Origin of the sequence: Lacisediminihabitans sp. (assembly GCF_036404185.1) — a bacterium.
Classification (GTDB): domain Bacteria; phylum Actinomycetota; class Actinomycetes; order Actinomycetales; family Microbacteriaceae; genus Lacisediminihabitans.
Map to the genome: position 1 here is coordinate 1 of NZ_DASWPB010000073.1, position 12,254 is coordinate 12,254.

A 12,254-nucleotide genomic window follows, 5' to 3' on the forward strand; every position below is an offset into this window, starting at 1 on the left:
CTGTGCGATTCCGCCGGCGGGACGACCTGCTGGGCGGAGGGCTACATCGATCACGCGCTGGTGACCGCCTACGGCTTCGGCAGCCCGGCCAAGGACGTCGCGGTCCTCGCGGCCGTCGCCGTCAGCACCGCGAAAGGATGACGCGGCGAACCGGAGGGTGGTCCCGGCACGGCGTGTATCACCGGTGATACACTGCCAGCATGGATGCGGTGACCATGAGAGACCTGCGCAACCACGGTGGTGAGGTGCTCACTCGCGTTGCCCGCGGCGAGACGCTGGTCGTGACGCGGGACGGGGCAGAGGTCGCCGAGATTCGGCCCCTCCGCCGAGGAGCCGTGTCGCCCGCCGAGCTGATCGCACGACGCCGTTCGCTCCCGGACCTCGATGTCGATGCCTTCCGACGCGACATCGACTCCGTGCTGGACGCCACGATATGAGTCCCGACCGCTCCCGGGGTCTGCTCGACACCTCGACGATCATCCTGCTGGGACGCCTTCCGGACTCCACGTCCCTTCCCGCGGAGCCGATGATCAGTGTGATAACGCTGGCCGAGCTGTCGGTCGGCCCGCATGTGGCCGCATCGGATGAGGAGAGGGCCGCACGTCAGGCGCACCTTCAGCAGGCCGAAGCCGATTTCGAACCCATCCCCTTCGATGCCGCCGCGGCCAGGGCGTTCGGCCGGGTCGCCGCATCCCTTCGCCGCGCCGGCAGGAAGCCCGCGGCTCGCGCCTATGACGCGCTCATCGCCGCGACCGCAGTTGCGACCGCCATTCCGCTGTACACCTGCAACCCCTCGGACTTCGCGGGCATCGACGAGCTCGACGTCGTGGCCGTTCCCCATCCCGACCGCCGCTGAGGCGGGCGCGAGCCGGGCTCAGCCGTCTGCCTGTCCTCGTCGCGGCGGAGAAATTGTCTCGCGGCGGGAGACGGGCCTCCCGCCGTGGTGCAGTTTCTCCCGCCACCAACGGGAGACCGAGACGCAGGCCCGGCCAGAACTCCCGGCAACGGCCGGAGCTACTTCTTTTTCGCCTCGGTGTCCCCGGAGAGCGCGGCGATGAAGGCCTCCTGCGGCACCTCGACACGGCCGACCATCTTCATGCGCTTCTTGCCCTCCTTCTGCTTCTCGAGGAGCTTGCGCTTTCGGGTGATGTCACCGCCGTAACACTTCGCCAGGACGTCCTTGCGCATGGCGCTGATCGACTCGCGGGCGATGATGCGCGCCCCGATGGCGGCCTGGATCGGCACCTCGAACTGCTGCCGCGGAATGAGCTTCTTGAGCCGCTCGGTCATGAGCACCCCGTAGGCGTACGCCTTGTCCCTGTGCACGATGGCGCTGAAGGCGTCGACAGCCTCCCCCTGCAGCAGGATGTCCACCTTGACCAGGTCGGCATCCTGGTCGCCGGTCGGCTCGTAGTCGAGCGAGGCGTAGCCCTTGGTCAGGCTCTTCAGCTGATCGAAGAAGTCGAAGACGATCTCGCCGAGCGGCATCGTGTAGTGCAGCTCCACCCGGTCCTCGCCGACGTACTCCATGCCGTTCATCGTGCCTCGACGACCCTGGCAGAGTTCCATGACCGTGCCGACGTAGTCCTTCGGGGTGAGGATGGATGCCTTCACGATCGGCTCGGACACACTCGCGATCTTGCCGCCGGGGAACTCGCTCGGGTTGGTGACGGTGGTCACCCGCTTGTCCTCCGTCGTGACCCGGTAGATCACGGAGGGGGCGGTGGCGATGAGGTCGAGTCCGAATTCGCGCTCAAGGCGCTCGGTGACGATCTCGAGGTGCAGCAGGCCGAGGAACCCGCAACGGAAGCCGAAGCCGAGGGCGACGGAGGTCTCGGGCTCGTACACGAGCGCCGCGTCGGAGAGCTTGAGCTTGTCGAGGGCCTCACGCAGCACGGGATAGTCCGAGCCGTCGATCGGATAGAGGCCGGAGAACACCATCGGCTTCGGCTCGGAATACCCCCTGAGGGCGACGGTCGCCGGTTTCGCCGAGTTGGTGACGGTGTCACCCACCTTGCTCAGCCGCACGTCCTTGACGCCGGTGATCAGGTAGCCGACCTCGCCGACGCCGAGACCCTTCGTCGGGGTCGGCTCCGGGGCGCTCACCCCGATCTCGAGCAGCTCATGGGTGCTCTTGGTGCTCATCATCATGACCTTCTCGCGCGGGGCCATCGAGCCGTCGATCATGCGGACGTAGGTGATGACACCGCGGTAGGAGTCGTAGACGGAGTCGAAGATCATGGCGCGGGCGGGCGCATCCGCGTCCCCGACCGGGGCCGGGATGAGGCGGACGACCTGATCGAGCAGCTCCTCGACCCCCATTCCCGTCTTGCCGGACACCCGCAGCACGTCCTCGGGCCGGCCGCCGATGAGGCCGGCGAGCTCCCTCGCGTACTTGTCGGGGTCCGCGGCCGGCAGGTCGATCTTGTTGAGCACCGGGATGATGGTGAGGTCGTTGTCGAGGGCGAGATAGAGGTTCGCGAGCGTCTGCGCCTCGATGCCCTGGGCGGCGTCGACGAGCAGGATCGCGCCCTCGCAGGCGGCGAGCGAGCGGGACACCTCGTAGGTGAAGTCGACGTGCCCGGGGGTGTCGATCATGTTGAGGGCGTAGGTGGCCCCGTCCGATTCCCAGGGCATCCGCACGGCCTGGCTCTTGATCGTGATGCCCCGTTCCCGCTCGATGTCCATGCGATCGAGATACTGGGCCCGCATGTCGCGGTCGCTGACCACCCCGGTGATCTGCAGCATTCGATCGGCCAGCGTGGACTTGCCGTGGTCGATGTGGGCGATGATGCAGAAGTTGCGGATGAAGGCCGGGTCGGTCGAGGCCGGCTCGAGAGCCTGGAGTGCGCGGGGAGACATTTGTGTCATTGTCCCATGGCTCCGCCCTCGCTCCTATCCGACTCCCGTCCGAGCGGCCGCCCGACGCCCCCGTTCCCGCTTCGGCGCCCCCTCCCCCTTAAGGGGCGGTGGTATATCGGCGGCGATAGGGTGCAGAATAAGTCGAGAGCTACTCAGCGAAGCTGGGAGATCGCTAAGAGAGGGATGGATGTCGGGAGCAGTCTTCGATGACGAACGGGCTTTTGCCCCGCTCGAGTCGCTCCTCGATTTTCTGGACCGCGCACAGGACGTGCTCGCGGTCGAGCAGAACTTTCGAGATGGCGTGTTGACGATTCCCGTTCACCGGGGCGAGGCGGAGGTCGTGCCGACCGCGATCGTCACGACCACCCGGCACCGAGTGTGGGTCGTTCACCTGCCGGAGGACAACACCGATGGCAGGCTGAGGCGCAAGCTCGCCGAATGGTGCAGGCGGCGCACCCTCGACGACGAGGCCGGGCGCACCTTCCGGTCCCTGGTCCTCGACGGCGACGCCTTCCCGGTCGACGACAGCGTCACCTCGTTCGAGGACTTCGCGGCGAGCAATCACGACCTGGGCAGGGTGAGCGTGGCCGGTCACCGGGCGGAATAGCGCGATCGGCGAACGGAATAGCACGGGCGGTGAGCGGGTTGGGCCGCATGGCGCGTTATAAAACGCAATCCGATTACGTTGTGGACCTCGCGCCGAGAAGGATTGACCCGTGCCCAGAACAGCAGAACCGATCATCGATGCCGCCCGCGCCGCCCGCGAGGAATGGCGGACCCGCCGGCTGACGACGGTCGCCTCTCCCCAGGGCAACCTGGCACTCGTCGAGACGCGGTGGCTGCCGTCCGGCACCACGCTGTCGGACGCGGAGGCCCTTGCCGGGCAGCCGGACACGGTCACCGTCACCCGCCTCGAGCGTGAGGACATCGACACGGGCGAACCGGAGTCGGGCATCAGGCTGTGGGATGCGGCCTCCCCCGCCATCCAGGCCTTCGAGACCATCTCGATCTTCCCGTTCAACCCCGAGTGGGTCATCGAGGCGACCTTCACCCCCGCCGAGCCCGGCCGGACCATCCCCTTCGAGCACATCCGCGACAACGGGGGGACCCGCGACCTCGTCGTCCCCGGCGACATCACCTTCGAGCGCGACGGAGTCGACTACCGGCTGAGCGCCTTCGACGACGGCGGCGTGCTGCTGCTGGTGTTCGGCGATCCGACCAACGGTGCGCCGGAGTCGGCCGGCGGAACCTACGCCTCCGGCCGGTTCCTCTTCGTCGAGCGGCCCTCCGGCGACTTCGACGCGGCCGGCCCCGTCGTCCTCGACTTCAACAAGGCCTTTGTGCCGCCCTGCGGGTTCTCCGATCAGTACAACTGCCCGCTGCCTCCCCGGCAGAACCGGTTCGCCGTGCCCATCGAGGCGGGCGAGCGCGCGGTCGTCTTCTCGGCAGGCCACGCCGGCCACTAGTCCTCGCTTCCCCGCACCACCACAATCACAGGAGAACACCGTGAAAAAACGCACCGGTCTGCTTGCCGGCCTCGCCCTGACGGCGATCGTCGCGCTGGCGGGATGCTCGTCGACAGCCACGACGAACGCCTCGCCGAAGGACGCCACCATCACCATCGGCTCCGTCTACGAGCCTCAGAACCTGGACAACACCGGCGGCGGCGGGCAGGGCGTCACCGAGGCGCTGAACGGCAACGTCTACGAGGGCCTCTTCGCCCTCACCGACGACGGCACGGTCAAGAACCTGCTCGCCAAGGACTACACGGCATCGCCGGACGGCCTCACCTACACCTTCACCCTCCAGGACGGGGTGAAGTTCCACTCCGGCGCGGCCCTCACCTCCGCCGATGTCAAGTACAGCATCAACAAGGTCACGGCGAAGGACTCGCAGTCGGCCAGGAAGAGCGACCTCTCCGTCATCAAGTCCATCGCGACGCCCGACGACAAGACCGTCGTGATCACCCTGTCGAGCAAATCCATCTCGCTCGTCTACAACCTGAGCTACGTCTGGATCATCGACCACACCGCGAAGAACCTCAAGACGAGCGAGGACGGCACCGGTCCGTACCGGCTCGACACCTGGAAACACGGCAGCTCGCTCAGCCTCACCAGGTTCTCCGGCTACTGGGGAACACCGGCGAAGAACAAGGAGGTGGTCTTCACCTACTACAAGGACGCGACCGCGCTCAACAACGCGCTCCTGACGAACGCGGTGGACGTCGTGACGAGCGAGCAGAGCCCGGATGCCCTCGCCCAGTTCGCGGGCAACCCCGCATACAAGGTCAACGACGGCAAGTCGACCACCAAGCTGCTGCTCGCCTTCAACGACAGGGTCGCCCCGTTCGACAACGTGCTCGTCCGCAAGGCGGTGACCTCGGCGATCGACGACAGGAAGCTGCTCAGTTCCATCTGGGGCAAGTACGGGACGGTGACCGGATCCATGGTGCCGCCGACCGACCCCTGGTACGAGGACCTCACCTCGGTGAACCCGTACAACCTCGATCTCGCCAAGCAGGAGCTGGCCCAGGCCGGCCTGCCGAACGGGTTCAGCTTCACTCTCGACACCCCGAACTACGACCCGCATCCCGCGGCGGCCGAGTTCATCAAGAGTGAGCTCGCGAAGGTCGGCATCACCGTCACCATCAACATCATCACGGCGGACGAGTGGTACACGAAGGTGTACCAGAATCACGACTTCGTGGCGACGATGCAGGAGCACGTGAACGACCGCGACGTCGTCTTCTACGGCAACCCGGACTTCTACTGGGGATACAACAACCCGAAGGTCACCACCCTCATCGACCAGGCGGAGCAGTCGAACACCGCGGACGAGCAGACGGCGAAGCTCAAGCAGGCGAACGAGCAGATCGTCGCGGATGCCGCGAGCGACTGGCTCTATCTCTACCCGCAGATCGTCGTCGCCTCAACGAAGATCAGCGGCTACCCGCTCAACGGTCTCAACTCGCAGTTCTACGCCTACAACATCGTCAAGAAGAGCTGACCGGCAGCACACCGATGCCCCGCGCCGCGGTCCCATCCAGGGCCACCACGACGCGGGGCATTAGTTTGGGATCGTCATGACCATCTATGTCCTGAGGCGGCTGGGCTTCCTGCTCCTGTCGCTCGTCGTCGCGAGTGCCGTGCTCTTCGTGCTGCTCCGGCTGCTTCCCGGCGACCCGGCGAACGCGCTGCTCTCGGTCGGCGCGACGCCGGAGCAGGTCGCCGCGGCCAGGCACGCCATCGGCTCCGATCAGCCGCTCGCGCGGCAGTTCCTGTCCTGGTTCGGCCAGCTGGCGACCTTCAACCTCGGCACCTCGTTCATCAGCGGCCTCCCCGTCGGGCCGGAGATCGCCTCCCGCCTGGTCGTGACCGTGCCGCTCACCCTCCTCTCCTTTGTGCTGGCCGTCGTCATCGCCGTGCCGGTCGGGTTCCTGGCGGCCTACCGTTCGCATCGCTGGTACGGGGTCGCCCTCTCCGCGCTCTCCCAGCTCGGGATCGCGATCCCCGTGTTCTGGGTCGGCGTCCTGCTCGTGTCGTTCTTCGCGCTGATCCTCCGCGTGCTGCCGGCCGGCGGCTTCCCGCAGGACGACTGGGCGAACCCCCTCGACGCCGTCCGCTCGCTGACGCTCCCGGTGCTGACCATCGCCATCGTCATGGCCTCCTCGCTCGTGCGCTACGTGCGCTCGGCGACGCTCGACGTCCTCGGCAGCGACTACCTGCGCACCTCGAGGGCCCTCGGCGCCAGCTTCCGGTCGGCGATGTGGCACCACGGCCTGCGGAACGCCTCCGTTCCCGTCATCTCGATCCTCGGCATCGAGCTGGCGACGACCTTCCTCGGGGCGGTGGTGGTCGAGAGTGTCTTCGCGCTCCCCGGACTCGGGAGCATGCTGCTCACCGCGATCTCCCAGCACGACTATCCGGACATCCAGGGCATCCTCTTCGTGAGCACCTTCGGTGTGTTGGTGGTCGGCTTCGTCGCCGACTTCGTGCAGCGCCTCGTCGATCCGCGGCTGCGCACGAGCCTCTCCGGCAACCGACCGGGCGGCCGCGCCAGGAGAGTCAGGACGACACCGTGACCGCGATCTCAGCGCTGACCGTCGACACCGTGACCCGCGACCCGCGGCGACGGTCCGTCAACCTCACCGTCGGCCTCGTACTCGTCGGCATCATCGTGCTGACGGCTCTGGTCTCGCTCGTCTACCTGCCTTATCCACCGAGCGACACGAGCGGATCCCGGTTGGCCGGGCCGAGCATCCAGCACTGGGTCGGGACGGATGAGCTCGGCCGCGACCTGCTGACCCAGCTGATGATCGGCGCCCGCATCGCCCTCGCCGCCGGCGGCGGATCGGTGGCGCTGGGTGCGGTGCTCGGTGTCATCGTCGGGCTCGCGGCGGCCTTCGCCAGCCGGTGGCTGGACGACACCATCTCGGCGATCCTCGACATCCTCATCGCCTTTCCCACGCTGCTGCTGGCCATGCTGGTCATCGCGGCGAGGGGGGCATCACTCGGATCGGCCATCCTCGCCATCGGGATCGCCATGAGCGCCATCGTCGCGCGGCTCACCAGGATCCTGGCGAAACGGGTGCTCTCGCAGGACTACATCACCGCGGCCCGCACCTCCGGCAGCGGTTGGCTGAGCGTGATCCTTCAGCACGTGCTGCCGAACGTCTGGCCGACCGTCCTGGTCAACCTCGCGCTGCAGTTCGGCCTGGCCGTGCTCGCCGAGGCGAGCCTGTCCTACCTGGGGCTCGGGGCACCCCCGCCCAACGCGTCCTGGGGCCGGATGCTCGAGGAGGCACAGGGCACCGTCTACACGGCGCCGCTCGGCGCGATCGTGCCCGGGCTGCTCCTCGTTGTGCTCGTCGTCGGGATCAACCTGCTCGCCGACGGGCTGCGCGACATCGGCGACCCGACGCGGCGGGGCCGACGATGACCGCCCTGGAGGTCGAGGACCTGCGGATCGTCGGCACCGACGGGCGTGCGCTCGTGCGGGACCTCTCGTTCTCGCTCGCGCCCGGCGAACGGCTCGGCCTCATCGGGGAATCGGGAAGCGGCAAGTCGCTCACCGCCCTGTCGATCATCGGACTGCTGCCGGAGGGGCTGGAGCCCAGGGGCAGCATCGGGCTCGGGGGCACGCAGATCGTCGGTGCGAGCGAGAGCACCATGAACCGGCTTCGGGGGCGGGCGGCCGGGATCGTCTTCCAGGAGCCGCTCACCGCCCTCGACCCGCTCATGCGGCTCGGGGCGCAGCTGGCCGAGCCGCTGCGCCGCAGGGCCAGGGCCGAGGGGGCGAGGCTGGACAGGAGGCGGCTCGCCGCCGCGGTCACCGCCGCGCTCGAGGAGGTCAGCCTCGGCGACACCGACCGGATCGCCAGGGCGTACCCGCACGAGGTCTCCGGCGGGCAACGCCAACGGGTCGCCATCGCCATCGCCCTCGCCGGCCGGCCCGAGCTGCTCATCGCCGACGAGCCGACGACCGCGCTCGATGTGACCATCCAGTCGGAGATCCTCGACCTGCTCGACCGGATCGTGCGCGACCGCGGGATGTCTCTGCTCTTCATCGGCCACGACCTCGCGGTCGTCGCGCGGGTGGCCGACCGGGTGATCGTGCTCAAGGATGGACAGCCGGTGGAACAGGGCAGGCTGACCGAGCTGCTGACGGCTGCCCGGCATCCGTACACCCGCGACCTCGTGGCGAGCGCGAGGAAGCTCGACGAAGCCCTCGACCGATCGGCGACCTCGTGACCGCCCTCATCGAGGCCAGGGAGATCTCCTTCGCCTACCGTCGCGGCGAGCCGGTGCTGCACGACGTGTCGTTCTCGGTGGAGCCAGGGATCAACCTCGGGATCGTCGGCGAGTCGGGCGCGGGCAAGACCACGCTGCTGCGCATCCTGCTCGGGCTCGCGCGTCCATCGACCGGCACGGTGCTCGCCAGGGGAGAGCCATTCGATCCGCGCGACCGGGCGCGTCTCATGGCCTACCGTCGGCTGGCCCAGATGGTCTTCCAGGACCCGTACTCCTCCCTCGACCCGCGGCAGAGCATCGGGCGGATCGTCGCCGAGCCGGTGCGGGCGCTGGGACTCGAGACCGATCGGGCCGCCGTCGCTGTGCGCGTCGCCGCGGCGCTCGACTCCGTGGGGCTGCCCGCGGATGCGGCCGCCCGGTTCCCGCACGAGTTCTCCGGCGGCCAGCGCCAGCGGATCGCCATCGCCAGGGCGATCGTCGCGGACCCGAAGGTGCTGCTCGCCGACGAGCCCGTGAGCGCGCTGGACGTCTCGACCAGGGTGAGGATCATCGACCTGCTGGCCGAGCTCGGCGAGCGGTCTGAGCTCACCGTGGTGCTCGTCTCCCACGATCTCGGAGTCGTCGCCGCGCTGTGCCGGCGGATGCTCGTCCTGGAGCGCGGGCGCGTGGTCGAGCAGGGTCAGACACCCGCCGTGCTCGATCACCCCCGGCATCCCTACACCCGCCGGCTGCTGGACAGCGTGCCGAGACTGCCCGCCTGACCCAGCCGGGTCGGCCTCGGCCGGTCCGGCCTCAGCCGGTCCGACCTCAGCCGGTCCGACCTCAGGGGCGGGGCAGCCTGCCGAGGCCCTCGAGCAGCCGCTCGCGGTTCGCCGCGAGACAGATCCGGATCCAGCCCTCGCCCGACCGCCCGAAGGCGCTGCCGGGTGCGACCGCGACGTGCTCGCGCAGCAGGAAGCGCTCCGCCCAGCCCGCGACGTCCCCGTCGGCGGCGTAGGCGAGATCGACCCACAGGTAGAAGGCGCCCTCCGGACGCTGATAGCGGATGCCCCGCGCATCCAGCAGCGAACAGGCGGCCTCGAGGTTGCCGCGATAGTGCTCACGGGAGTCGGCCACGTGCTGGTGGTCGCCGGTGAGGGCGGCGATGGCGGCGAACTGGTCCGGCATCCCGACGCAGCTGATCGACGCCTCCTGGACCGTGCGCATGGTGGCGGTGAGGCCCGGCGGAGTCACGAGATAGCCGACGCGCGCGCCGGTCATGGCGTAGGTCTTCGAGAGGGAGAAGACGCTGAAGACACGATCGTCCTCGTCGAGGCTGGCGATGCTCACGTGGGGCCGCCCGTAGGTGAAGTACTCGTACACCTCGTCGCTCAGCACCCAGAGGTCGTGCCGACGGGCGAAGTCCAGGATGCCCCGCAGCTGCTCCTCGTCGAAGACCACGCCGAGCGGATTGGACGGGCTGTTGACGATGATGACGCGGGTCTTCTCCGTCACCAGGGACTCGAGCTCCTCGAGATCGGGGGCGAAACCGCGCTCGGCCCGAAGCGGGTAGGGCACCGGCTCCGCCTCGAGCATCCTCGCGTTCATCGTGAAGGTCGTGTATCCGGGGTCGGGGACCAGCACCTCGTCCCCCGCCGCGAGCAGCACGGTCATCGCCTGGTACAGCCCCTGGGTCGCGCCCATGGTCACCCAGACCTGCTCGACCTCCACGTGCATCCGGTTCTCCCGCGCGAGCTTCTCGACGATGGCGGCACGCAACGGCGCGATGCCCCCGTTTGCGGAGTAGTTGGTGAGGTCATCGCGCCAGGCCGCCGCGCCCGCCGCGAGGATGTGCGGGGCGACCGGACGGTCGGGCTCGCCGACGCCGAGGGAGATGACGTCGTCGAGCTCCACCGCGACCTCGTAGATCCGCCGGATTCCGGAGGCAGGCACGGAGGGGATGTGATGGGCGAGCGATGGCATGCAGCCAGGCTATTCCACCCCACACGACGTGGGGGCGTAAGGTGCTACTGAGGTCATCGCCGCCCCACTATCGACCACCCGATCGCGAAGCCTGTCGGCGGGGCGGTGCATAGGTCCCTCGGGAAGAGCACAACCACCATGGACGATCACGTCATCATCGGGCGCCTGCGCGGGCGCGGAATCTTCGGGGCGGCCATCGTCGTCGCGGTCGCGGCACTCGGCGTCGCCACCGCCGCACCCAGCTATGCGGTGCCTCTGCCACCCGACCATCTGAACGTCGACTTCACCGCGTCCGGGTACACGGTCGCCGATCAGAGCCCTCGGGGCGAGAACGGCTGGTGGTATGACAGCAGGACCGCGCCGAACTACGACTACGCGCTCGTGAACGACTCCGACTTCCCGGCCTCTGGTCTCCCCGTCGGGGTGAGCCTGCGCTTCTCCAACGCGAAGGCGCCGTCCTCGCAGGTCATCGGCCAGCTCATCACCCCGTACGTCACCGCGGCGGGCGAGACAGCGAGCGGGGCGGCCTACAACACCTTCTCGACCTCCTACACGATCGCCTCGGCGACCGGTGGATACCAGGACGGTCTCGCCCTCGAGGTGAACGTGGGGCACGCGACCGATCGCTCCGCTGGCGAGCTGCTCTTCCGCCACGTCGACGGCGGGCTCGAGATCGGGACGATCTGGATGCCCAGCGACGGTGTGTCGGGCGAAGTCGCCGCCTGGCGATCCGCACGCATCCAGGGGCCGCTCCCCGGTGGGCTGTGGAATCCGAACGTGCCGCACACCGTCTCGACGGTGACCCACTTCGTCGATGACGGGCCCGACCAGACGGACGTGACCATCGACGGCACTCTCGCCGCGGTCGTCCCGACCTGGGAGTACTACTCCGCGCTCAGCTCCTCGACACCCAAGACCGCGACCAACATGGTCTTCCGAGTGCCGACCTCCGCCCCGTCGGCCGACGGCAGCGGATATCAGACCGGCATCCCCACCGTCCCCGCGACAGAGGGCAAGGGCTATCTGATCTCCGGCATCGACTACGGCAGTTCCGAGACCACGAACTGGACTCCCGCCGCGCCGACCACCGACGTCCCCGCGGCGGCCAGTGAGACCGCGCTCGCCCCGACGGAGGAGATCCCCTCCACCGCGATCGCCAACACCGCTGACAGGGACTACACCCTGGACCTCGGGCCGAGCTTCGCAAACGAGTACGTCGCGGTGTACGCCTACTCCACACCCACCCTGATCGGCTGGTTCCTCGCCGACGGCTCCGGAGTAGTGAGCTTCACCGTTCCGGACACGCTCGCGGCCGGGACCCATACGATCGCCGCCTACGACGGCACCGGTGCGCTGGTCGGCTGGGTCGGCGGGGTGACCGTCGCCGCGGTCACCGGCGGTACCACGGTGGTCGATCCCGGTGGCCCAGAGCTCGCCTTCACCGGAGCGGACAGCGGTCCGTGGTTCCTCGGCGGTGCGCTGCTCGTGCTGGCAGGGATGGTCCTCACGGTGACGGCTCGTCGCCGCCGGGAGCACCAGCACCGCTAGGGCGTGTCTCCTTATTGTTTTAGCCAGATGGAGATCGCGCGGAGCACAACACCTCCGCGGTAGACGATGGCGAGTTTGTCGTAGCGGGTAGCGATGCTGCGCCACTGCTTGAAGGTGTTGAAGGAGCGCTCG

Annotated in this window: 12 protein-coding genes and 1 pseudogene; 10 read left to right on the forward strand and 3 right to left on the reverse strand. The window is 68.5% G+C overall.

From position 1 onward, the window contains the following. Window positions 1-200: 200 nt before the first annotated feature. Both VGC18_RS04085 and VGC18_RS04090 read left to right on the forward strand, forming a co-directional pair. Window positions 201-437 (forward strand): type II toxin-antitoxin system prevent-host-death family antitoxin, encoded by a 237-nt coding sequence (locus tag VGC18_RS04085; protein ID WP_331094498.1) that lies wholly within the window; start codon window positions 201-203, stop codon window positions 435-437. Beyond that, window positions 434-856, forward strand: a complete 423-nt coding sequence (locus VGC18_RS04090) for a type II toxin-antitoxin system VapC family toxin (RefSeq protein WP_331094500.1) — start codon at window positions 434-436, stop codon at window positions 854-856. The genes VGC18_RS04085 and VGC18_RS04090 overlap by 4 nt, the downstream gene beginning before the upstream one ends. A gap of 158 nt (window positions 857-1,014) precedes the next feature. Here the strand turns inward: VGC18_RS04090 and lepA are convergent, their stop codons facing one another. Then, on the reverse strand, window positions 1,015-2,862 hold the full coding sequence (gene lepA / locus VGC18_RS04095; RefSeq protein WP_331094502.1) for a translation elongation factor 4: 1,848 nt from the start codon (window positions 2,860-2,862) through the stop codon (window positions 1,015-1,017). Between the two features lie 187 nt (window positions 2,863-3,049). Here lepA and VGC18_RS04100 point away from each other — a divergent pair, with 187 nt between their 5' ends. The 7 genes from VGC18_RS04100 (at window position 3,050) to VGC18_RS04130 (ending at window position 9,373) form a co-directional block, all read left to right on the forward strand. Continuing rightward, entirely contained in the window at window positions 3,050-3,469 is a 420-nt protein-coding gene (locus tag VGC18_RS04100; RefSeq protein WP_331094504.1) for a hypothetical protein, read from the forward strand. 109 nt (window positions 3,470-3,578) lie between these two features. After that, entirely contained in the window at window positions 3,579-4,328 is a 750-nt protein-coding gene (locus VGC18_RS04105; protein WP_331094506.1) for a DUF1684 domain-containing protein, read from the forward strand. Between the two features lie 40 nt (window positions 4,329-4,368). After that, window positions 4,369-5,868 carry an ABC transporter substrate-binding protein gene (locus VGC18_RS04110; protein ID WP_331094508.1) on the forward strand — a complete coding sequence of 500 codons (1,500 nt, stop codon included), beginning with the start codon at window positions 4,369-4,371 and terminating at the stop codon, window positions 5,866-5,868. 76 nt (window positions 5,869-5,944) lie between these two features. Beyond that, window positions 5,945-6,943, forward strand: a complete 999-nt coding sequence (locus VGC18_RS04115) for an ABC transporter permease (RefSeq protein ID WP_331094510.1) — start codon at window positions 5,945-5,947, stop codon at window positions 6,941-6,943. Beyond that, window positions 6,940-7,800, forward strand: coding sequence for an ABC transporter permease (locus VGC18_RS04120; protein ID WP_331094512.1), 861 nt, complete (start codon window positions 6,940-6,942; stop codon window positions 7,798-7,800). Before VGC18_RS04115 ends, VGC18_RS04120 begins: the two co-directional genes overlap by 4 nt. Continuing rightward, window positions 7,797-8,612, forward strand: coding sequence for an ABC transporter ATP-binding protein (locus VGC18_RS04125; protein WP_331094514.1), 816 nt, complete (start codon window positions 7,797-7,799; stop codon window positions 8,610-8,612). The genes VGC18_RS04120 and VGC18_RS04125 overlap by 4 nt, the downstream gene beginning before the upstream one ends. Further along, window positions 8,609-9,373 (forward strand): ABC transporter ATP-binding protein, encoded by a 765-nt coding sequence (locus VGC18_RS04130; RefSeq protein ID WP_331094516.1) that lies wholly within the window; start codon window positions 8,609-8,611, stop codon window positions 9,371-9,373. The genes VGC18_RS04125 and VGC18_RS04130 overlap by 4 nt, the downstream gene beginning before the upstream one ends. Window positions 9,374-9,434: 61 nt before the next feature. Here VGC18_RS04130 and VGC18_RS04135 read toward each other — a convergent pair whose 3' ends face one another. Beyond that, window positions 9,435-10,574: a pyridoxal phosphate-dependent aminotransferase gene (locus tag VGC18_RS04135; protein ID WP_331094518.1), complete on the reverse strand. Its 1,140-nt coding sequence runs from the start codon at window positions 10,572-10,574 to the stop codon at window positions 9,435-9,437. A gap of 138 nt (window positions 10,575-10,712) precedes the next feature. Between VGC18_RS04135 and VGC18_RS04140 the strand changes: the two genes are divergently transcribed. Then, window positions 10,713-12,122, forward strand: a complete 1,410-nt coding sequence (locus VGC18_RS04140) for a hypothetical protein (protein ID WP_331094520.1) — start codon at window positions 10,713-10,715, stop codon at window positions 12,120-12,122. An 11-nt stretch (window positions 12,123-12,133) separates the two neighbouring features. On the opposite strand, the pseudogene VGC18_RS04145 reads toward VGC18_RS04140, so the two are convergent. Further along, window positions 12,134-12,254 (reverse strand): annotated as a pseudogene (locus VGC18_RS04145) (IS5/IS1182 family transposase); the annotation flags it as partial.

Excerpts from the sequence above, each read along its gene's own strand:
- VGC18_RS04140 (WP_331094520.1), top strand. The coding sequence starts at position 10,713 with ATGGACGATCACGTCATCATCGGGCGCCTGCGCGGGCGCGGAATCTTC.
- VGC18_RS04100 (WP_331094504.1), top strand. The coding sequence starts at position 3,050 with ATGTCGGGAGCAGTCTTCGATGACGAACGGGCTTTTGCCCCGCTCGAG.
- VGC18_RS04135 (WP_331094518.1), bottom strand. The coding sequence starts at position 10,574 with ATGCCATCGCTCGCCCATCACATCCCCTCCGTGCCTGCCTCCGGAATC.
- VGC18_RS04090 (WP_331094500.1), top strand. The coding sequence starts at position 434 with ATGAGTCCCGACCGCTCCCGGGGTCTGCTCGACACCTCGACGATCATC.
- VGC18_RS04125 (WP_331094514.1), top strand. The coding sequence starts at position 7,797 with ATGACCGCCCTGGAGGTCGAGGACCTGCGGATCGTCGGCACCGACGGG.
- VGC18_RS04115 (WP_331094510.1), top strand. The coding sequence starts at position 5,945 with ATGACCATCTATGTCCTGAGGCGGCTGGGCTTCCTGCTCCTGTCGCTC.
- VGC18_RS04085 (WP_331094498.1), top strand. The coding sequence starts at position 201 with ATGGATGCGGTGACCATGAGAGACCTGCGCAACCACGGTGGTGAGGTG.
- lepA (WP_331094502.1), bottom strand. The coding sequence starts at position 2,862 with ATGTCTCCCCGCGCACTCCAGGCTCTCGAGCCGGCCTCGACCGACCCG.